Here is a 21,640-nt window from a genome sequence, read left to right on the forward strand (position 1 = left end):
TTTATAAATTCTTAGCTATGAATGAATTATAACTTTGATGGTCTCCATTAAAGACTAGTTTCCCTTTTTCCAATTGAACGATCTGAGAAGCTCTAGCAAGGATTTCTGCTTCATTAGATATTAATACCAATGTCCAATTCCCGTTAAAAAGGAAATCTGTGATTCTAGCCTTAGTTTTTGCATCTATGTGGGTCAAAGAATCTTCCATAATTATTGCCTTAGGCTCCCCTAGGAATGCCCTTGCAAGTAAAATACTTTGTGCAAGCCTTCTTGAAAGACCCTTTCCCTCTGGCTGAAGTATAGTGTCCAAATCGGATGGTAATTGATAGATATAATCTTTGAGGTTAACCAAGTCCAGGATATACTCCAATTGGTCCACATCAAAATCTCTACCTACCAAGATGTTTTCCTTGATTGATCCATGAAAAATTTGCTCTGTCTCAAGACAGTCACCAACCATTCCACGATACTTCTCAAGATTGATCATCTCTATAGAGAGATTGTTTACTTTAACTTCACCTTCGTACTCTTCATATAATCCCGAGAGTAAAGCCAAAAGTGCACTTTTCCCGCTACCACTTTTCCCATTCAGAACTACCTTAGCCCCAGGATCTATCGATAAAGAAACGTTTTGTAGTATAGGGTCAGTAGCATCTTGAGGTTGAAAAGTCACATTTTCTAGTCCAAATTGTAAACCTTCAGGTTTTGATACAATCACTTTTTCGGAATCTGATCTATGTTCCAATTCCATATCCATCACGTGACCAATCTTTTCGACAGAAACCAAAGTGTCATAAACCGTTTCCAAAGAAAGAATTAACTTTTCAACGGCATTCACTACTAGAATAATAATTACTTCTGCGGCTACAAATTGTCCAATACTAATCTGATCGTTTATCAATAATAAACTACCTGCAAGAAGTAAGCTCGTAACAATAAGCACTTTAAATACAATCATGATCTTGTACTGAAAGATCAAAACAGAGAAGTGCTTCGTCCTAAAATCCACGTATTTCTGGATTAATTTATCCGCTCGAAGTATGGGTAGTCGAGTATTTCCAACCAGTTTGAAAGTATTCAAAGTCCGCCCTACTTCCTCTAACCAATATGCAGTCTGGTATTTATAGGTTGATTCCTTCAAGGCAGTCTCCATTCCTTTTGGACTGGTGAAATAGAATATTAAAGTCAATATACCTACCAATCCTAAACCAAACAGAATGAAAGTCGGGTGATAGAAGGATAATAAAAGCAGGCCAAAAAAGACTTGAAGAAAGGCAGTGGAAAAATCAATCAAAATTTTGGATAGTCCCTTTTGGAGGTTAACTATATCGAAAAAACGATTGACAATCTCAGGAGCATATTCTCCATGAAGGATTTCAGATTTTACTTTTGGAAGCCGATATGCCATAGCTAATCCAGCTTTTGAGAAAATTCTTTGCTGCAATTTTTCCGAAATTTGAAGTTGAGAGATCTGAAGAAAACCCCCAAAAGCTACACCAAGAGCAACAATTATCACTAGAATGACCCATGACGTGGATATTCTTCCTCCCAAAATAAAATTCAGAATAGCCTGAATCCCGAGCGGCAATGAAAGGGTAACAATACCATTCAAAATCGCATAGAAATAAATTGCGTAGACTTGATTTTTCTCCTCCCTCAGTAGGCTAAATAGCCTAGCTACTGGAGTCATTCCATTACTACTTTTCATTAGTGATCGCGTTGATTACGAGTTGGTGAAAGAATTGATATCTCCCTAAGGAATCTATTGATCGCTCGGTCATTCCAGGGAGATGAAGTGAATTAAATGATTGTAATAGACTTGACTCCATCACAGTAGAAACCAGTGTTTTAGGATATTCATAATACGGATTGATCTCTTGAATAATGGAGGAAATACGCTCTCCAAATTTGTAAACCTGAGCAAAAATCCCACTCTCATGTTCATCGTCGACTGCTTTAGTCAAATAGCCCTTAAGCGATTCATTTACCACCAAAGATCGAAGGACTAGGGGATTAAGGTATTCATTTTTGGTAAAAATGGGACCATCAACCATTAATTTGAGTGCCACGCCAAGTCGCTCTCCGGGATCAGTAAGGTTTGCCGTAGCATAAACTAAATTAATCTCCATCCAACCCCAGTACCAAGCTGTCAAATAGAGTAATAGCTTATGCTTATTTTCAAAATAGCGGTAAATCGCTGCTTCAGTACTTCCAATTTCAGTGGCAAGCTTCTTAAAAGTGAATTGCTCCACCCCAAGTTCCTGAATAAGTTTACAACCCTTTCTGACGATTTCAGCACCTAAATCTGATGAAAATGGTTCCTTTAAATAAAGGTTGCCATTGACTTCTACTTTAGATTTACTCAATATACTTTCCATAATATACCTTCAAAAACAAGAATACAACGGAAGGAATAGAATTAGGTTTAGTAAAACTCCAGTTTTTGTTAGTAATATTAACAAAAAAAATACTTTTACTTACTTATAGTTTAAAAGCCTTGCCTATTAAAATATCTAATGGTATGATTTTCAGTGTCTTTTCATTCGTGGCCTCGAGAATCACTAAAGGTGCAAGACCGGCTCGATATGCTTCTAGCCATCTCAATGCACAAAGACACCATCTGTCTCCTGATTTCAGACCAGGAAAACCATAGACGGGGATTGGAGTCATTAAATCGTTTCCTTTGGATTTTGAAAACTCTAAAAACTCTTCTGTCATCATTGCACAAACTGTATGTGTACCGAGATCTTCCGGTCCAGTCTCACAGCAACCTGTTCTATAATATCCGGTCATTGGAGATTTGCTACAGAGTTCAATTTTTTCTCCAAATAGATTTATTCCATCCATGATCAGTTTTGTTTAGTATAAATGTAAGCCCACCATATTAATAAAGGATGAATTAGAACTAATCGAATCCATCCTATCCATTCTGAAACGCAAAGCCCCTCCTCTAAACAGGATCCGATCTGAATAAAATAGACATGGGAAGGAATAAAGGCGACAAGCATGGCAACTATTCCCCAAGCCGCAATCTTTCTTGTTTGTGGAATTAGAAGACCGATAGCTCCTACTACTTCTGCTATTCCAGCTAGGGCATTTAGAAGGTTCTTATCTGGCAAGTATTCAGGAATCAATGGGAGATAAAACTCGGGTTGCAAAAAGTGATTTATCCCACCTAAAAAATAGAATGCAGCCATTAGGTATTTCCCAATTTCCCTTAGTAATTGTTTTTTCATTTGTTGTTTGTTTTAAGAATTCATTGAGTTCGTTGAATCTCAACAAATTCTTTTCGTTCTTTTTTCAAAAGATTTTAGCCTTTATATTGTTTGCTCGATGTCCAGATATTCCTCTTTTTTTAGGCTCAACGTAAGACCGTTTGTTTTTTGGCCACCATTTATTCTTCTAATTTCTGCTGTAATTTCTAGTATTTTTTTTCCAGAAGTTTTCTCCAATCAGATCAGAAATCTACAGAAAGCAATTTTAACTAATTTCTCGATTGGTTTCAGTTGGATTTCATTTTTGATGCTGTTTTTGGTGGTTATCGTGTTTTTCTCTCCGTTGGGAAAGTACCGAATAGGTGGAACTAAAGCTAAACCTAGACTTACAAAATTAAGCTGGTTTGCAATCATACTTTGTACCACTATAGCTGTAGGAATTTTGTTTTGGGGAAGTGCCGAGCCTTTAAACCATTTCTTTTTTCCACCAGAATTCTTTGATCTGAAACCACGATCCACCGAAGCCAAAAGTTTTGCGCTCGGTGCCTTATTTTTTCATTGGGGTTTTATCCCTTACGCGATTTATGCTGTACCTGCACTAGTATTCGGTTTAATCTTATATTCAGACAAGCCAAGATATTCTTTGGTAAATATCATTAAGCCAATAATAGGTAGAAAAAGTGGTAAAAATTGGTCAGGGGTTTTAGATTCAATTTGTCTTTTTGCTTTAGTTACTGGCATGGCAGCATCGCTAGGAGCTGGTATTCTAAGCCTCTCCGGAGGGATTTTATTTTTTTTTCCGGATTGGAGTCCTGTGATAATTCAGCCTGCAGTAACACTTTTAATACTTCTTACTTTTTTGATTTCCGCCTCTTCTGGAATTGAAAAAGGAATACGGAGTCTCTCACTTTTCAACCTCGGATTCTTCGTTTTGCTTCTAGTATTATTTGTTGTTCTAGGGCAGGGTCTAGCTATTTTTCCGGCATTTGCAGACAATTTGAAAACTTATATTCACTATTTCTTGGATTTGGGTTTACAAATTTCAGGGGCTGGAAATCAATGGACATTTGATTGGACTACTTTTAATTTAGCTATTTGGACAGCCTGGGCTCCCATTACAGCTCTTTTTCTTGGTAAAATTGCAGTTGGTCGAACAGTTAGGGAATTCTTGATTTTCAATCTTTTTCTGCCTGCAATATTTTGTACATTTTGGATGAGTATTTTTGGTGGGGCTACATTAAAATTTGCAGCACAAGCCCCTGATTTTTATAAAAACCTATTAGAAGTATCTGGTCCAGAGTCAATTATTTACCAGGTTTCCAAAGACATGGGACACTTTAAGCTTTTTTCGCAACTTTTTATTTTGGCTATGTTTATTTCCTTTGTCACAGCTGCCGATTCCAGTACAGATGCACTTGCCAGCATAAGTATGAAGAAAGCCGGTAAGGATGTATTCAAGACAGATGTAAACCTCAAAGTACTTTGGGGAACCTTAATGGCAAGTCTTGCTTGGGTGATGATTACGTTTGCGGGGGTAGATGGAGTTCGAATGCTCTCTGTAATTGGCGGGCTTCCGGCGCTTTTTCTAATTATTCTAGCAACTTATAGCTTGGTATTATTACTCATAAATCCTAAGAAACATTTGCCTTGAGATCTCAATACCCTCTGTATTTCAGTTTACTAACTAGATATAGATAAAGAACTTTAGAGTATCTAAGCATTAATGGTAATAACAAGACGTTTCCTACAAATATAGTGGTGAGGTACATCCAAAGCTCAGGTCTTTTAAATAAAACGTTCAAGGCGACTAAAACTGTAATAACTAAAGCCACCGAAAAAGCATAGCTGATATATAAAGCACCATCATAAAAACCAGGTTCAGGCATCAAATTAGCGTTACAAACAGGGCAAGAATGATTTATGGCGGTAAGATTTTTAAAACTCATTTTAGAGCCTTCGAAAAGATTCCCTTCCCGACAATTAGGACATTTGGCCGTCAGGATGGCTTGAGTCTTGCTGATTTTAGACATTCTTGATTTTTGCTGCGAAGTAAAACTTCTTTTGGTATATTCTTAGTGACTTAAATTACTTATTCAAACAGAAGGAGAATCTTTATGTCAAAAGTATAATTCATCAAGATCATAATCTTTGCCTATCCCCCACTGCAGTAACTCTTCAATGGTGTAAAGTTCTAATGTATCAAGATCTTTTACTTTAAAATTTGCTCCTCTCAATCTTGAAACAATTTCCAGTTTACGGACTTCTCCTTGGTTGACAAGTAAATATTTCCTACCTACACGAAGGTTATCCAATGCGATAGGCATTAGGCTTTATCCTTAATAATCACACCTGTAGCCTCAAAAGTAATTTCTCTCTTTGGTTCGGTGATAGCAGCAATTTCTTCGTCACTTTTTCCTTGATCTTCAGCAAAATGTCTCAAAGTTTCTACATCAGTAGTAGTCAATGTTGCAACGCCATCAAGAACGATTGGAAATCCTTGAGAATTAGTTGGGACAAAGAAACCATAGTCCTTAAAGGTAACTCGCATGCTTTCACCATTAGGAAGATTCATTGTAAGCCAACAGCCTTTTTTGGTACATACCTCGTTGATTTTGCCTTCAATTTTCCCTTCGAAAGTACCGTTCTCCATTACTAAAGAAACCATCTCTGCAGGATTTACAACTTCTTGATCAGAAACGGAAGCACCATAATTGCCAGCAATGATGTCAGTGGTTTTTTCAGCTTCCATCTCTTTCTTTGGAGATTCTTGGCAAGAAACCAATAAACCAAAACCAGCAGCAAGGATAAATAGTAAGGACTTTTTCATAAGCTTAGTTAATTTTAACTCTCAAAAATAAGACTAAGAATCACAAGTAAAAAGAATTTGATTGAAGTTTATCCCGAGAAGTTAAAAGCAATTTCATTCAACTTTTAAAAGCATTTGTTGAAAAAAAAATATTGGCTAAAAGATTTTAAACAATTTTCACAATAAAACTTCCAATCTTTTAACAATACTGTAATTTTACCAAAGAATTTATATTTCAAACCTAATTATGCCTCAATCCACAAAATTTATCATTGATTTTGATAGTACTTTCACACAAGTAGAAGCTTTGGATATACTTGGAGAAATTAGCTTGGCCAATGATCCTCAAAGAGACCAAAAACTCAAAGCAATCGTCGATATTACAGATAAAGGAATGGATGGCTCGCTGACTTTTAGAGAAAGTTTAGAGTTGCGATTGGAGATTTTAAATGCTTCCAAAGACCAAATTTCTGACCTTATTGAAGCATTAAAAAAGAAAGTCTCAAAATCCTTTGAGCGTAACAAGGAGTTTTTGCAAGAGAACTCGAATGATATTTACATCATTTCGAATGGATTCAAAGACTTTATTATTCCGATTGTGGCAGATTATGGAATTCAAAAGGATAATGTGTTTGCCAATGAATTTATCTATGATCAGTTGGATCGAATTGTTGATTTCAACAGGGAAAACCCACTTTCCAAGAATAACGGAAAAGCAGAAACAATAAAGCAAATCAATCTTGAGGGAGATATTTATGTCATAGGTGACGGTTACACCGATTATGAAATCAAAGCTTCAGGATTGGCAAATAAATTTTATGCTTTTACAGAAAATGTAAGTAGACCTAGAGTCACCTCGCAAGCAGATCATATTGCGCCTAGTTTGGACGAAATTTTATACGTTAATAATTTGAATAAGAAGTTTAGCTATCCGAAAAGCAGGATTAAAGTTTTGCTTTTGGAAAATGTCCATCAAATCGGAGTGGATCTTTTTAAGGAAGAAGGATATGAGGTTGAGGTAATCAGCTCTGCAATGAGTGAAGAGGAACTCTGCGAGAAAATAAAGAACATTTCGATTCTCGGGATTCGTTCAAAAACCAATGTGACTAAAAAAGTTCTTGATAATGCAAATCGTCTACTTTCGATTGGCGCTTTTTGCATAGGTACTAATCAAATTGATTTGGATACTTGCCAGGAAAAAGGAATTGCCGTCTTTAATGCACCATTTAGCAATACTCGCTCAGTAGTGGAAATGGCCATTGCTGAAATTATTTTTCTGATGAGAAGTTTTGCCGACAAATCTGTGGCGATGCATCAGGGAAAATGGGATAAGTCTGCAACTGGTAGCTTTGAAATCAGAGGCAAAAAGCTTGGTATCATCGGCTATGGCAATATTGGAGCCCAGCTTTCGGTATTGGCTGAAAATATGGGGATGAATGTTTTTTACTACGACGTCATAGAGAAATTAGCTTTGGGAAATGCTACAAAGCTGAATTCTCTCGAGGAATTATTGAATACCTGTGATATTATTTCTCTTCATGTTGATGGTAGAAAAGACAATAAGAATATCATTGGCAAAAAGGAAATTGCTGCAATGAAAAAAGGCGCAATATTGGTTAACCTCAGCCGTGGACATGTAGTCGAAATCCCTGCACTTAAGGATGCTATTCTTTCAGGACACTTGGCAGGATGTGCTGTAGATGTTTTTCCAGAGGAGCCAAAAAACAATTCAGAGCCTTTTGTCTCTGAATTGATCGGACTACCTAATACGATTCTAACACCACACATCGGCGGTAGTACGCTCGAAGCTCAGGAAAATATCGCCCGATTTGTTCCAGGTAAAATCATGGAATATATCAATACAGGTAATACTTATAATTCAGTTAATTTTCCAAATATTCAACTTCCTTTCCTTAAGGATGCGCATCGTTTGATCCATTTACACCAAAATGAGCCTGGCGTCTTGGCAAAAATCAATCAGATTTTGGCTAATTATGAAATCAATATTGTTGGTCAGTATCTGAAGACAAACGAACGAATAGGATATGTGATCACTGATATTGATAAGGCATATTCACCAGATGCAATTGATGAACTTAAATCAATTAAAGGAACAATCAGATTTAGAATGTTATATTGATTTGATACAAGCCTCGTGAAAACGAGGCTTTTTTATGCTTTTTGAATTCTAAGCTGTCCAACCAGAATCATACTTGCAAAAAATGTCCAAACTACTATTGGATAAATCAGGTAAGAAAGAGATTTGGAAACTTCTGCCACTTCCACTCCTATTTTTATCGCACTTATAATTATCAATCCATTTCCGATTAGCCCAAATTTAAGCGCTGATACACCTGTTAATTTTTCTAAGCCTAAAGTGTAATAAGTGTAGGTAGCACATACCACAGCTAGTACAATTACCATTCTTGCCAAGTCTAAAGCGTTTAAAAGTATGAGTTGATACCTCAAATATGCCAGAAACAAAAACAAACCCACCCAAACAATCGGAATAACAAAGCCCGCTGGCTCAAACCAAAGTCTTTTCCTCAAAGAATTACCCTCAAACTTTATCCCTAAAAATGGTGCAGGGACATTGATTAAAAGTAATATTCCAAGAAATAAGGAAACATTAAAAAAAATCTCTTTAAACATACTTTGTCAACTCTAGAGCAACCAAAATGTTTAATCTTTTAAATCCCTTCTTTGCAATGGCTTATTTGCTGAAAATCATATATCTAAAAATCTTCTATGGTAATTTATCTGGCCAAGATGATAATTGAGATGGCCATAAAGATGTGTTAAGAAAAAGCAATGAGTCATTTTTTCGCCAAAGATTTCAAGTGGGTAATCCTTATTAATCAAAGAAATGTCCATACCTTCTAAGCTGACAATAAGCTTATGTTTGCAATTACTGAGTTCATTTATCAGCTCCTCTCTCGGAACATTTTTTGCTCCAAATTCAAATTCTCGATTCCTTTTATAATCGAATCCACCAATTTCTTTTCCTATAAAATTATTCAGATTTCCAATCAAATGTAAGGTTAGATTACCGGCTGAGTTACTAATAGTATCATCTATCAGCCAAAGGTTTTTTTCATCAGAATAGCTTTTTATTTCTTGAGTAAGTCTGTCTAAATCACGCCCAAAAAGCATGATAAAATTTTTTAAAATCATAAATGAAAATTAAAACATCAAAAAAAATTAAGAGTATTTTTGATAAGCCTTCGCCATTTTTATATCGTACTTATTTTGCGCATAAGCTGGTCCATTGTAGCACTTTGCAAATTTTGCCCAGTCTTTATTTTTCAAATGAGAAAGGCATCCAAAAGTGGAGATATATCTTCCAAAGGCATCTAACTGATTGCTTTCGTGGATATACATCTCATCTACAAAATTTTGTACGGAGGGATAACCAAGCTTTAAAGCGTGAAAACCCATAATTTGGTAACTGCCCCAAGAAGCTGAAGCAAGTGCGGCTTCTTTAAACCTTGGATCAGGGGATATAGATGCTGCTTTCTCCATTCGGAGGTATTCATTTGTTCCACCTAAATAATGCTTTCGAGTGAAACTTTTGTAAAGTACAGTTTCATTTGAAGGATTGGATAGACTGGAAGGATCAATCCCTCTTTCCTTCAATTGCCTCCAAAATATGTGGCCCTCAAATAAAATCTTTGGTCTACCATCAATAAAAAAGCCTTTTCCGGAACTCTCAACTTCATTTACTGCTTTCACTGCAGCTAATTCCAGTCCATACTTTTTAGAGAAATCTATGAGATCCTGTTCATCCAAAAATTTGTCACCAAAAGATTCTGCTGGTTTGGTTTTTTCAAGTAGAATGGTCCAAGTCTTAATCCCAACCTCTCCGTCAATCACTAATTTGTTTTTAGACTGAAAGTCTTTGACAGCGGCTTCGGTCAAAGTCCCAAAATAAGAAGTGATTGGAATCTGATAACCCAATTTCAACAACAATTCCTGTAAAAATGCCACCGAAGAACCTCGAGACCTTAATTTAATGTATTGCATAATATCTGCTTTAAAAATAAAAAGTACTTCAATTTAGTTGAAGTACTTTAAATATGCAATGCTTTGATAACCTTATTCTGGATCAATCACATTCCTTCGAGGACCAAATTTACCTGGCTTTTTTTCGATTGAGGCTGGTTTTTGCTCAGACTTAGTGATGTTTGATTCGTTTGTTTTAGGGCTTTTTGATTGTTTAAAATTGTCGGTTTTGGGTCTTGACTGATTCTTAGATTGTCCCCCTTCCCTTTTTTTAAAGTTTGGCTTTTTCCCAGCATTGGATTTTCCCGCTTTTTCTGGTTCTCCAGTATAGGTTGGACCTTTTTCAAATCCTTCTGGTAAGGGATTATGAGTTATGTTCATGCCAATCAACTTTTCAATTCGAACGAATTTGTGTTGATCTTTTGGATTGACAAAAGTAATAGCTTCCCCTTCTTTATCTGCACGGGCTGTACGTCCCACACGATGCACATAATCCTCCGGATCGGAAGGGGTATCATAGTTGATCACCAATTCTATACCTACCACATCGATTCCACGGGAAATAATATCAGTTCCAACAAGAATTTTTACAGCTTTATTTTTAAAAGCTGACATGATTTTTTCCCGCTCTACCTGTTCCAGGTCTGAGTGAAATGCTTCCACATCAAAATGCTTTCGAAGGATTTTAAATAATGATTTTACTTTTTCCTTGGTTGATGCAAAAATGATAACTGCTTCATAAGCCTTCTGTGAAAGTATATGCTTTACAAGTTCCTCCTTTTGAGTATCGTAAACCGAATACATTGATTGGGTAACTCCTTCTGCTGTTTTACCAAGTGCGATGGAAATTTCCTCAGGTTTATTTAGAAATTTCATGCTAAACTGACGAATCTTCGGAGGCATAGTCGCCGAAAAAAGAATTGTCTGACGATCCTTTGGAAGATAATTAACGATCTTAAGGATATCATCCGAAAATCCCATATCCATCATCCGATCTGCTTCATCTAGAATCAAATGCTCTAGGGTGCTAAGATTGATTTTTCCTCCAGCTAATAGCGCGATCAATCTGCCCGGTGTTGCAACAACTATATCCGCTCCTGTTTCCAGAGCTTTCTTTTGCTGTTCCCACACAATCCCATCTCCTCCTCCATAAATTGGAATGGAACTAACCCCAAGGAAATAAGAAAACCCTTGAATCTGTTGATCTATTTGAATTGCAAGCTCCCGAGTTGGTGCTAAAATCAAGGTATTGAGTCTGTTTGAACCTGATTTGCATATCTTATTTAATATCGGGAGAATAAAAGCTGCTGTCTTTCCTGTACCAGTTTGGGCACAGGCGATTAAATCTTTGTTTTGAAGTATAACAGGAATTGCTTTTTCCTGAATTGGTGTAGGTTTTTCATAACCCATGGCGTCCAGTCCATCCTGAAGCGAAGGTTCGAAATTAAATGCTGCGAATTCCAAAATTAAAGGGATTGTTAAATTCTGTAAAGAACAAAAAAAACTTTGTCTTCTCAAATATACCTCCGAAATCAACAGAAAGCCAAATCTATAGCTAACTGGATAGAAATTCTAATCTGCTAAAAGTCCAATTTGTATTCAAAATTGGCAAGAATCCATCAATTAGGTTATATTTCATCTTTATCTAAGCCAACCTAAAACTCGATGAATTTTAAATTTTACTTAAGACTATGCATCTTTCTTTATATCACAATTTTCCTTGGTTCTAATCAGCTGTTTGCTCAGGTATTTGAAATTAAAGGTAGAATTGTAGATTCTGAAACTCAGGAATATTTAGAAGATGTAAGTGTGACTTTAAGAGGAACTGCTTTTGGGGTGAAATCAGTAGCTGGGGGAAATTTTTCACTTGAAAATGTAATTGAAGGCAAATACATTCTTTCTTTAAATCTTGAAGGTTATAATTCTTATGAACAGGTAGTTAAACTTAATAAAAACATAAATCTTGGAGATATTTATCTTGTAAAATATGGTGCAGAAGGATCTGGTGCAGCATTACAAAAAACAATCCGAGCTACAAATATCACCAACCTCTTTAATGATCGTCCGAATATGTTAGGGGGTAATATGGTTTATGGGATAGCCCCTGAGCCAGCTAAAGTTGAAGGGAATTATTACCTGGATAAAAAATGGAATACCGCTTCTCTCCTACTATACAGAGATCAGAAACTTTTGGAGGGTTTTAGAGCCCGATACAATATTGTCGCTAATCAGTTTGAGTTGATGGAACCTGAGTCTAACCTGATATCGATTATGATGGGACTTCGGGTTCAAAATTTTGTTTGGGTAGATTCCGCATACAAAGTGCCTAGGTATTTTGTGAACGGAATGGATTTTTTGGATGAAGGAAGTCCAATATCAGGATTTTTTGAGGTCTTGGTGGACGGAGAATTACCCTTGATGCGAAGAACTGAGGCCATATTTAAAGAATCCAATTACAATACTGCATTGATGGTTGGGAATAGAAATCACCAGATTCTCAAAAGGAATACCTATTACTATTTGGAAGGAAAAAATGTAATAGAAGTTCCAACTAATCGTAAAAAACTATTTGCTCTTTTTGGTGATAAAGCAGAAGAAATGGAACAATTTGTCAATCAAAACAGCCTCCCTACTCGAGAACCTAGCGCCTTGTTTCAAATATTCACACATTTCAACTCGCAGTTTGATGGCTTCCAACCAATTATGAGTCAGTTACTTGATCAAAAGTAAAAAATAAACAACTAATTATATGCTTAAGAAATTTACATTTATTGCTTTACTGTTCTTACCGCTATTGACTTTTGCACAGCAAACCCAAAAGCCAGTACTCCATGGGAAAAATTGGGTTGCAATTACAGGAAAACCTCTCGCAGCCACTGCTGGATCTCAGATTTTTCAACAAGGAGGCAATGCTGTAGACGCTGCATGCGGAATGCTAGCTGCTACTGCGACGATGTGGGATGTGCTTTCATGGGGAGGAGAAACGCAAGCCTTGATTTACAACCCTAACACTAAAAAAGTTATTGCAATTAATGCCATGGGCTATGCTCCTACTGGTGCGACGGTAGATTTTTACAAATCTCAAAACATGGACTATCCTCCTGCTTTTGGGCCATTGGCAGCAACTACTCCTGGAACTCCGGGTGGATTGATGACTATGCTGGCTGAGTATGGAACCATGAGTTTAGCACAGGTTTTGGCGCCGGCGATGCAACTTGCCAAGGGATATCCTATTGAGGAAATGACTGCCAACAACATTGAAAAAGGAAAAGATCAAATCAAAGGATGGCCTTACTCAAAGAAAGTATTTCTCCCTCATCTAGGTCAGGAAAGAGAAGCTCCTGAGGCTGGTGAAATCTTTGTTCAGGAGGATTTATATCAAACACTATCTAAGCTTGTAGAAACTGAAAAAGCATCCCTAAATGCTGGAAAAAACCGAAAGGAAGCTATCTATGCTGCTTATGAGCGATTTTATAAAGGTGATATTGCAAAAGAGATTGTCAGAGGTACCCGTGAGCAAGGCGGATTATTTACGGAAGCAGATTTGGCTAATTGGAAAGTCAAAATCGAGGAGCCTCTATCAGTAAATTATAAAGGTATTGATGTTTACAAACTTCAGGAATGGACTCAAGGTCCTGCCCTACTTCAGTCCTTGAATATTCTCGAGAACTTCGATTTGAAAAGCATGGGTTATAACTCTGCGAATTATATACACACTATTTACCAAGCGATGAATTTGGCCTTTGCAGATCGTGATTTTTACTATTCTGATCCTGCCTTTGATCCTGTAAGTCCAATTAAGGGGTTGCTTTCAAAAGAATATGCCAAAGACAGAGCCAAACTGATCAAAGACAAAAATGATCCTACCATGGGCCCTGGAGATCCATACCCTTACCAAGGCGGTACCAATCCTTTCAAAAATCTATTGGAACAAAACAACAAAGCTGTAGCCATTAATAACCCGGGCCAGCCATTGAGCGGACTTGATGATCCATTTTTGGAGCAATTCCAGCGCGGTACTACTTCTATAGAGGCTGCAGATGCTGAGGGCTGGGTAGTATCTGTCACTCCTAGTGGCGGATGGATCCCAGCGGTAATCGCTGGAAACACTGGAGTTGGTCTGAGTCAACGAATGCAAAGTTTTGTTTTGGATGAAAAATTGAACCCTTACAATCTACCGGAGCCTGGCAAACGACCACGAGTTACTTTGACTCCTAGCTTGGCGCTAAAAGATGGAAAACCATTCTTGGCCTTCGCGGTACAAGGCGGAGATTCACAGGATCAAAACCTACTTCAGTTTTTCCTCAATGTGGTTGAATTCGACATGAACGTCCAACAGGCTGCTGAGGCGGCTAATATGAATTCCTATCAAATGCAAAGCTCCTTTGGTGCGCATGAGATAAAACCAGGTGCTATGACATTGAGAGAAGACACCCCAAATTGGATTCGGGCTGAATTGACTAAAAAAGGATATCTAATGGATTTTTGGCCTAGAACTTCTGGTCCTATTAATGCCATTTGGTTTGACTGGAAACACGGAAGTTTCTGGGGTGGATCAAGCAATTATGGGGAAGACTATGGAATTGCTTGGTAGGATGGCTTTTTAGCTTGGGTTGGTAATCTTTGAGGTTTTTTTTCTATAAAGTTTGCAAGCAAGATCTAGGCAGCAGATTGCTTAAAATTATAAAACATCTCAAAAAAATATAAATACGAAATAACTTAAAAACACTTAGATGATCAGATCAAATTCCCTAAACACAGGATATTCAAAAAAAGGATTTTTGTTTTTTGTGCTATTCTCATGTTTTGCTACGATTTCTTTTTCTCAAAAAAAAGCCAAACCAAATCCTCTAAAGACCGAGGTTCAACAAGCTATTGATACACGTTATGCGGATTTGACAGACTTGAGTGATAAAATTTGGTCTTTTGAGGAAATCGCTTTCCAAGAAACTCAATCTGCCGCAGCGTTATCCGATTATGCAGAATCATTGGGTTTCAAAGTGACGAGAGGCGTTGGTGAGATACCCACAGCATTTGTTGCAGAATATGGATCTGGAAAGCCTATCATCGGGATTATGGGAGAATTTGATGCTCTTCCTGGCCTATCGCAAAATAAAGTCCCTTACAAAGATCCACTACACGTTGACGCACCGGGTCATGGATGTGGACACAATCTTTTTGGTGTAGCCTCATTAGGTGCTGCAGCTTCAATCAAAGATTTAATCGAGAAAGGTGAAATAAAAGGTACTATTCGTTTCTATGGAACTCCAGCTGAAGAGAAATTCTTCGGGAAACTCTGGATGATTCGTGCAGGCCTCTTCAATGATGTGGATGTGATGATGGATTGGCATCCTGCAGATGAGACCAAAGTAAATGCTCAAAAAGGATTGGCTTTAGTTGATTTTCAAGTCGAATTCAGAGGTCAAGCAGCTCATGCTTCAGCGGATCCTTGGAATGGTCGAAGTGCATCGGATGCCTTGGAGCTTTATGCTAATGGCATCAACTATTACCGTGAACACATCAAGCCTACGGTAAGAATTCACTACCATATTCAAGATGCGGGTCAAGTGGTCAATGTGGTTCCGGATTATAGTAGAATTTGGGTACGAGTACGAGATAGCAGTCGAGAAGGGTTAATACCGGTTTGGGAGCGCGTTGAAGCTATGGCTGAGGGCGCAGCGATTCTCGCTAATGTAGATTATGAAGTGAGCTTAATCTCAGGTGTTCATGAAATGCTGATCAATCGTAAAGGTTCTGAAGTGCTTCAAAAAAACTTAGAATCCCTTGGTCCAATTAGCTACACTGAAGAGGAACAGGTTTTTGCAAAGAAGATTCAAGAAAGTGTCAATAAGCCTCAAATAGGATTAGTATCAGAAATTAAACCCTTGGAAGAGACCTTGGAACACTCTATGGGTGGTAGCACAGATGTGGGTGATGTGAGCTGGAATGTTCCGGTGATCAGTTTGAGTGCAACTACCGCTCCAAATGGTACTCCTTGGCATTCTTGGGCAGTTGTAGCATGCGGTGGTATGTCAATCGGGCACAAAGGAATGGGATATGCTGCAAAGGCATTGGCAATGACAATGGTGGATCTTTATCAAGATCCTGCATTAGTTGAATCAATACAAACAGAATTCAAGACTAAAAAAGGAGACTATGTATACAAGGGAATTATTCCTGATGGTCCTCCCCCAATTACCTCGAAGTTGCAGTGATATCTTAAGAATAGTCTTAAACCTAAACTTTCAGTCTTTATTCAAATAATATTGAAAAAATTTAGATAAAAAATAGTTTGGTTGGTCTAGTCTTCAAAACTGGTTAAAACTACATGCCTTACAATCGTAAAATAATTTTATATATCTCCATGAGCTTGGACGGTTATATCGCAAGCCTAGATGATAGTTTGGATTTCCTTTCTTCAGTTGCTCAGGAAGGTGAAGATTATGGTTATACGAACTTTGTTTCTTCTGTTGATACAGTAATAATTGGTAGAAAAACCTACGAGAAAGTACTTTCTATGGGTTATGAATACCCACATGTAGATAAAGATGTATTCATCATTACTAGAAGAAAAAGGGCGTCTATTGGTAGTTTTAACTTTTATACTGGAGATCTCAGTGAATTGATAGCCATTCTTAAGTCAAAACCCGGAGGAAATATTTATTGTGATGGAGGTGCCGAAATCGCAAATGAGTTGATGAGAAACAACTTAATTGATGAATTTATTATTTCTGTGATTCCTATTCTTCTTGGAGATGGAGTTTCACTTTTCAAAGGAGGTAGACCTGAGCAATCACTTCGATTAATCAATTCAAAGTCTTTTGACAAGGGACTAGTTCAACTTCATTACAATAAAGTCTAGTACCCCCCTTTTCCTTAAAATCTATTTTATGAAACGGTTTCTGATTCCAATTTTACTACTGATTTCGATAGGATTATCATCTTTTATCTGGAAGCAAAAGAAAATCCTAATTATTGGAGATTCTATTTCTATGGGCTACACACCTTATGTATGGAAGTCTTTTCAGGGCAAAGCATTAGTGACCCATAACCCCGGCAATGGACAGCATACTGGTACTGGACTAGAAAAGATAGAAGAATGGATTGGTGATGAGGATTGGGATTTAATTCAAATAAATTGGGGATTATGGGATTTGGCTTATCGTCATCCTGACTCAAAAGTATATGGAAACCGCGATAAAGTAAATGGAAAAATCACATTTACGGTCGAAGAATATGCTGCCAATCTCGATCGATTAATCACCAAAATCAAAAAAATTAGTGATGCCAAATTGGTATTTGTCACTACAACTTATGTCCCTCTACAAGAGGTTGGCCGAGTTAGTTCTGATGTAGAAATATATAATTCTGCTGCAAAAGAAGTTATGAAAAGGCATGGAGTCTTGGTAAATGATATTTATACCGCCTCAGTAGATATTCACAAAGAACATGGCCAGGGAAACGCAGATGTCCATTATTCGGAAAAAGGCTATACTGAACTTGGAAAGCTTGTTGTTGCTTTTCTTTCAGATCAACTTTTTTAATTCAATCCCTTAAAAAGTTTGGAATTAATGGTAGTACAATTTTTTGACCTTTAGGTAGTTATAAACAAAAGGCCAAGTTCTTATTTAGTGAAATTTGTTTCAGTTAGAAATAATTTAAACAAATCTTAAGAATCGCTTAAGGAAACCTCCTAAATCAAATTCCTAGCTTGTTTCACGAATTAACTACCCTAAAGAAATGGAAGAAAAACTATCCAGAAACGCATTCTTAAAATCCCTTGGATTTAAAGGCGCTTCCCTCCTAGCCGTCTATTGTGCTGTACCTGCTTTAAGCAGTTGTATCAATGAACCTTCTCCAAACGATCCAGGAGGAAGTGGTTCCACTACAGATTTCACACTTGATCTTAATGATTCAGCCTATTCTGCGCTAAAAACTGTTGGGAAATATGTCATTGCCAATAGAATAGTGATCGCAAGAATCTCTTCGACCACCTTTGCTGCTGTGACTCAGGTTTGTTCGCATGAGAACAAAGCAAAAGTAATCTATCGAAATGCTGAGTTTTATTGCCCAGAGCATGGTGCAAAGTATGATGTAAACGGTCGAGGACTTAATTCCAATGGGAAAAATGGCTTGACGGTTTATATGACAGCTTTTGATGGAAGTCTACTTCGGGTTTTCTCTTAATAATCGACAATGCGTATTAAAATTATATCGCTCTTGGTATTTATCCTTTTTTTTGGATTAATAGGTCGAGCATTTGCTCAAGATGATTTGATGGCAATGTTGGATGAGGATCTTTCCAAAGAACCGGTTTATACATATGCTACTTTCAAAGCTACCCGACTAATCAATGGTCAGACAGTAGAAACTATTTCCAAAAAGCACCTCAACTTCTGGATTTCCCACCGTTTCGGAGCTGTGAATAGTGGATTCATAAATAATTTCTTTGGGCTGGATGAAGCAAAAATCCGCTTGGGATTAGAATATGGTATAACAGACCAATGGCTAATAGGTGCCGGAAGAAGTTCAATGGAAAAGACTTATGATTTCTATTCGAAGTATAAAGTCCTACGCCAATCAAACAAAATTCCGGTTACGGTAACAGCAATGGGTGGCTGGGCTATCAATACCATGAATACGGGATATATCACTGAAACAGGTGCTGAAATGAAGTTTTTCAATAACCTTGAGCGCTACTCCTATCATGGGCAGTTACTAATTGCTCGTAAATTCAATGAAAAACTTTCTCTTCAACTAATGCCAACCGTTCTACATCAGAATCGAGTGGAAAGTGCTTCAATTGAAAACACAATGCTTTCCATGGGTGGTGGGGGTAGATACAAACTTTCAAACAGAATTACGCTTTCGGCAGAATACTACTACAACTTGGTGGATAAAAACCAATACCAAAGTGAAACAGGACTTCCCTATCCTTTTCACAACTCCCTTTCTTTGGGTGTGGATATTGAGACTGGTGGACACGTATTCCAGCTTCATTTCACTAATTCAAAAGGAATGATTGAGAAGCAGTTTATAGGACAGACGATCGGTACTTGGGAAAACAAGGATATTTTCTATGGATTTAATATTGCCAGAACATTCAGTCTGGATAAGTCGGCTAAAAAGAAGATCAAATGAAATGCCCCTAAAAAAAGTTCTCACACAGGGCAATGTCCCGATAAATATCGGGATTAGGGTATTTTTCCGATTCTCGGGACAGGCTATATGACATCTAAAAAAAAATATAATCATATGAAAAAGCTATTCTTCTTCGTATTCCTTTATTGCTCTCAATTTGTTATTGGAAGTGCTGTTGCACAAACGCTCTTTTCAACCTCAACAGGTGAGATCTCTTTTTATTCTTCTACCCCAGTGGAAGATATCAGCGCTGTGAATAAAAAAGTCGGCAGTATCATCAATTCAGATACGCGTGAAGTTGCAGTTCAAATGCGAATCACTGATTTTTCATTTCCCAATAAATTGATGCAAGAGCATTTCAACGAAAATTATTTGGAAAGTGAGAAGTATCCAACGGCATCATTTAGAGGTAAAATCATTGGTAATGATGATTTTTCTTTGCCTGGAGATTACTCTGTAAAAGCCACTGGTTTGATGAAAATTCATGGAGTGGAAAAACCTATGGATTTGATCGGTAAAATTCATTCAGATGGAAAGGTGTTAAACCTTAAAGTTGAATTTTTGATCAAACTTGTTGATTATAAAATTGAGATCCCAACCTTGGTTTTCGCAAAGATTGCAGAGGAAATTCAAGTCAAAGGAACATTGGATTTGTTGAAAAAATAGAAATTTTAAATGTTAGGATAAATTCAATTTCTGAATTTTATTATCCAAAAAAAGCCTTTGAAGTGGATCCACTTCAAAGGCTTTAAACTTTTAGACTATATCGGATTTTAGGAAAAAAGCTTTTCCAGAATCTTATATGTAATCAAATAAGTAGGCCTCACTCCTTCCATCCCCAAAGCGCCGGACGCTAAAGTACTTCCTGTCTCCAAAGGATTATCAGATGCATAATAAGCATATAGCACTTTAACATTTGACCGTATGCTTCTACGTATTTTTGAAGCAGATTGAATCGCTTTCTGATAATGTGCTCCTTCCATTTCCAATCCTACCGCATGCCAGGAAGACTCCATAAAATAAGTCAGAATGTCTTTATTCTGAAGGGAAGTTCCCAATACAGTAACCATTGAACCTGAATACACACCTAACCCATAGCCTTCAAAGTCTGATTTTTTGAACTCGTTTTTGAATGGATAATTATCTGCAGTTCCTTCAAAAACATGTGAGTTGGGAATCATCAAATCTCCCTTTCCCCCATATAGTATCCCTGCTTTACCCATGATTGAGGTAGAAATGATATCCAAAGGGCTGGTTTTTTCTTCACGATGATATGGCTTAAGCAATTCATCAAAACATTCATAAGCTTGCTCCCCAAAAGCATAATCCATCACCACGAAAACAGGTCTTTTGCTCTTGTCTTTTGATAAAAATACTCCAGGAATCAACTCATCTTTTTCCAATAAAGCGGTATCAATAATTTGAGCACCAATATTTGTCCCAGATTCATCAGGAAGATTGATAAAGCCATGATCTAAAGCATAATCTTCAATAGCTTTCCCCTGATTCCCTTTCGTGTTAGTACTGATATCCATCACCACATCCTCAAGTGATTGGTAATCCTTGAGATCGAGAAGTTGAAAACCATAAATGGTATTCAATACAGAATGAAGATTGGCAGAAATAATATGAATAGGACGTTTCAAAAGGTCTTTTTGATCCAATGTAGCTTTGATCCTTTTTGCCCAAAGCTCTCCGTATACGTGATGACCTACCCTTTCCCGAAGGGTAGCTGAGAATGAAATCTCTCTATCCAACCCTTGAACACTCTCTTCAAAAGCCAACTTACCTAAGTGGTAAATAATTGAAAATAGACTGTTTGAATTTGAGCTTCGCTTAAATTTATCGACAGCAAATAAAGTTTCTTCAAAAGTACGACCGATCAAATGACTTAAATAAGCACTGGCGGCTTCTTTGTTAAAGTCTTCTCCGTTTTGCTCTTTGGTCACTATCTCTTCCAGCATTCGCCAGTTGGTATTGATTTTACCTTTAGCATCAGTACTGTTTTGAAAAATTTTGTTTGATTCGATATTCAAAAATGTCAAATGAGTCAGAATATCATAAATATCAGAGCGGCCTCTTGTCATTTCCACATACATAATATGCTCATCCAAACGGTAGCAATTTCGCTTTCGCTTTGGAGGAATGATCGGAGTTAGTTTAGAAGATTCGTAACCCTCTCTGCTGATCAACCGGACATAGCGACATTCTTCTATACCACGTGGAAGTCGTTCCATTACATAAAGTAATCCATCAAGCTCCACTTTCTCAGGGTCGGTAATCGTACCGTATATTTCAGGGCTTAGGATCCGAAGTGCCTCAACCAAGCCTTCGCCTGATATACCATTTGGTTTATAGACTCCTCTGGTGAATAAATGCCGCATCGTGATGTATAATCGTTCTATAGCGGCTCGTGATTCTTGGGCTCTAGTTCTTTTCATATATGTATAATCTCCTCTAAATAGCCGTGTGGAAT

The 21,640-nt window shown here is 37.3% G+C and carries 22 protein-coding genes; 10 read left to right on the forward strand and 12 right to left on the reverse strand.

All coding sequences use genetic code 11. From position 1 onward, the window contains the following. Position 1 precedes the first annotated feature (1 nt). From P8O16_RS08080 to P8O16_RS08095, 4 genes are all read right to left on the reverse strand, one after another. Entirely contained in the window at positions 2-1,708 is a 1,707-nt protein-coding gene (locus P8O16_RS08080; protein ID WP_300313042.1) for a peptidase domain-containing ABC transporter, read from the reverse strand. Beyond that, a complete protein-coding gene (locus P8O16_RS08085; RefSeq protein ID WP_300313045.1) occupies positions 1,698-2,378 on the reverse strand; it encodes a TetR/AcrR family transcriptional regulator in 681 nt (226 codons plus the stop codon). The genes P8O16_RS08080 and P8O16_RS08085 overlap by 11 nt, the downstream gene beginning before the upstream one ends. Before the next feature lie 103 nt (positions 2,379-2,481). Beyond that, the gene (locus P8O16_RS08090) at positions 2,482-2,847 is read right to left on the reverse strand and encodes a DUF2237 domain-containing protein (RefSeq protein WP_300313048.1); all 366 of its coding nucleotides are present in this window, start codon (positions 2,845-2,847) and stop codon (positions 2,482-2,484) included. A 2-nt stretch (positions 2,848-2,849) separates the two neighbouring features. Further along, a complete protein-coding gene (locus P8O16_RS08095; RefSeq protein ID WP_300313051.1) occupies positions 2,850-3,236 on the reverse strand; it encodes a DoxX family protein in 387 nt (128 codons plus the stop codon). A gap of 97 nt (positions 3,237-3,333) precedes the next feature. Here P8O16_RS08095 and P8O16_RS08100 point away from each other — a divergent pair, with 97 nt between their 5' ends. Further along, a complete protein-coding gene (locus tag P8O16_RS08100; RefSeq protein WP_300313053.1) occupies positions 3,334-4,866 on the forward strand; it encodes a BCCT family transporter in 1,533 nt (510 codons plus the stop codon). Between the two features lie 4 nt (positions 4,867-4,870). Here the strand turns inward: P8O16_RS08100 and P8O16_RS08105 are convergent, their stop codons facing one another. From P8O16_RS08105 to P8O16_RS08115, 3 genes are all read right to left on the reverse strand, one after another. Next, the gene (locus tag P8O16_RS08105) at positions 4,871-5,245 is read right to left on the reverse strand and encodes a DUF983 domain-containing protein (protein ID WP_300313056.1); all 375 of its coding nucleotides are present in this window, start codon (positions 5,243-5,245) and stop codon (positions 4,871-4,873) included. Positions 5,246-5,332: 87 nt separating this feature from the next. Beyond that, positions 5,333-5,539: a hypothetical protein gene (locus P8O16_RS08110; RefSeq protein WP_300313059.1), complete on the reverse strand. Its 207-nt coding sequence runs from the start codon at positions 5,537-5,539 to the stop codon at positions 5,333-5,335. Then, positions 5,539-6,042, reverse strand: coding sequence for a DUF4920 domain-containing protein (locus P8O16_RS08115; protein ID WP_300313062.1), 504 nt, complete (start codon positions 6,040-6,042; stop codon positions 5,539-5,541). The genes P8O16_RS08110 and P8O16_RS08115 overlap by 1 nt, the downstream gene beginning before the upstream one ends. 226 nt (positions 6,043-6,268) lie before the next feature. Here P8O16_RS08115 and serA point away from each other — a divergent pair, with 226 nt between their 5' ends. Then, positions 6,269-8,161: a phosphoglycerate dehydrogenase gene (gene serA, locus P8O16_RS08120; RefSeq protein WP_300313065.1), complete on the forward strand. Its 1,893-nt coding sequence runs from the start codon at positions 6,269-6,271 to the stop codon at positions 8,159-8,161. A gap of 32 nt (positions 8,162-8,193) precedes the next feature. On the opposite strand, the gene P8O16_RS08125 is transcribed toward serA, so the two are convergent. From P8O16_RS08125 to P8O16_RS08140, 4 genes are all read right to left on the reverse strand, one after another. Beyond that, positions 8,194-8,673 (reverse strand): tryptophan-rich sensory protein, encoded by a 480-nt coding sequence (locus P8O16_RS08125; protein WP_300313067.1) that lies wholly within the window; start codon positions 8,671-8,673, stop codon positions 8,194-8,196. A gap of 75 nt (positions 8,674-8,748) precedes the next feature. After that, positions 8,749-9,195: a DUF1572 family protein gene (locus tag P8O16_RS08130; RefSeq protein WP_300313070.1), complete on the reverse strand. Its 447-nt coding sequence runs from the start codon at positions 9,193-9,195 to the stop codon at positions 8,749-8,751. Positions 9,196-9,222: 27 nt separating this feature from the next. Continuing rightward, positions 9,223-10,044, reverse strand: coding sequence for an N-acetylmuramidase family protein (locus tag P8O16_RS08135; RefSeq protein WP_300313072.1), 822 nt, complete (start codon positions 10,042-10,044; stop codon positions 9,223-9,225). Positions 10,045-10,116: 72 nt separating this feature from the next. Next, positions 10,117-11,487 carry a DEAD/DEAH box helicase gene (locus P8O16_RS08140; RefSeq protein ID WP_300313075.1) on the reverse strand — a complete coding sequence of 457 codons (1,371 nt, stop codon included), beginning with the start codon at positions 11,485-11,487 and terminating at the stop codon, positions 10,117-10,119. Positions 11,488-11,688: 201 nt separating this feature from the next. Here P8O16_RS08140 and P8O16_RS08145 point away from each other — a divergent pair, with 201 nt between their 5' ends. The 8 genes from P8O16_RS08145 to P8O16_RS08180 all read left to right on the forward strand — a co-directional run bounded on the left by P8O16_RS08145 (position 11,689) and on the right by P8O16_RS08180 (position 19,830). After that, a complete protein-coding gene (locus tag P8O16_RS08145) occupies positions 11,689-12,753 on the forward strand; it encodes a carboxypeptidase-like regulatory domain-containing protein (protein ID WP_300313077.1) in 1,065 nt (354 codons plus the stop codon). A gap of 19 nt (positions 12,754-12,772) precedes the next feature. Continuing rightward, positions 12,773-14,617, forward strand: a complete 1,845-nt coding sequence (locus tag P8O16_RS08150) for a gamma-glutamyltransferase family protein (protein WP_300313080.1) — start codon at positions 12,773-12,775, stop codon at positions 14,615-14,617. Positions 14,618-14,756: 139 nt separating this feature from the next. After that, positions 14,757-16,238: an amidohydrolase gene (locus P8O16_RS08155; RefSeq protein ID WP_300313083.1), complete on the forward strand. Its 1,482-nt coding sequence runs from the start codon at positions 14,757-14,759 to the stop codon at positions 16,236-16,238. Positions 16,239-16,351: 113 nt separating this feature from the next. After that, positions 16,352-16,885 (forward strand): dihydrofolate reductase family protein, encoded by a 534-nt coding sequence (locus P8O16_RS08160; protein WP_300313086.1) that lies wholly within the window; start codon positions 16,352-16,354, stop codon positions 16,883-16,885. Positions 16,886-16,913: 28 nt separating this feature from the next. Beyond that, positions 16,914-17,567: an SGNH/GDSL hydrolase family protein gene (locus P8O16_RS08165; protein WP_300313089.1), complete on the forward strand. Its 654-nt coding sequence runs from the start codon at positions 16,914-16,916 to the stop codon at positions 17,565-17,567. 196 nt (positions 17,568-17,763) lie between these two features. Continuing rightward, positions 17,764-18,210, forward strand: a complete 447-nt coding sequence (locus tag P8O16_RS08170) for a Rieske 2Fe-2S domain-containing protein (RefSeq protein ID WP_300313091.1) — start codon at positions 17,764-17,766, stop codon at positions 18,208-18,210. A gap of 9 nt (positions 18,211-18,219) precedes the next feature. Beyond that, complete coding sequence (locus P8O16_RS08175) at positions 18,220-19,164, forward strand: DUF5777 family beta-barrel protein (protein WP_300313094.1); 945 nt, start codon at positions 18,220-18,222, stop codon at positions 19,162-19,164. A gap of 114 nt (positions 19,165-19,278) precedes the next feature. Continuing rightward, positions 19,279-19,830 carry a YceI family protein gene (locus P8O16_RS08180; RefSeq protein ID WP_300313097.1) on the forward strand — a complete coding sequence of 184 codons (552 nt, stop codon included), beginning with the start codon at positions 19,279-19,281 and terminating at the stop codon, positions 19,828-19,830. A gap of 107 nt (positions 19,831-19,937) precedes the next feature. Here the strand turns inward: P8O16_RS08180 and P8O16_RS08185 are convergent, their stop codons facing one another. Next, complete coding sequence (locus P8O16_RS08185) at positions 19,938-21,605, reverse strand: hypothetical protein (protein ID WP_300313100.1); 1,668 nt, start codon at positions 21,603-21,605, stop codon at positions 19,938-19,940. Between the last annotated feature and the right edge of the window lie 35 nt (positions 21,606-21,640).

This window comes from Algoriphagus sp., from assembly GCF_029254265.1.
In the GTDB taxonomy this organism is placed as follows: Bacteria; Bacteroidota; Bacteroidia; order Cytophagales; family Cyclobacteriaceae; genus Algoriphagus.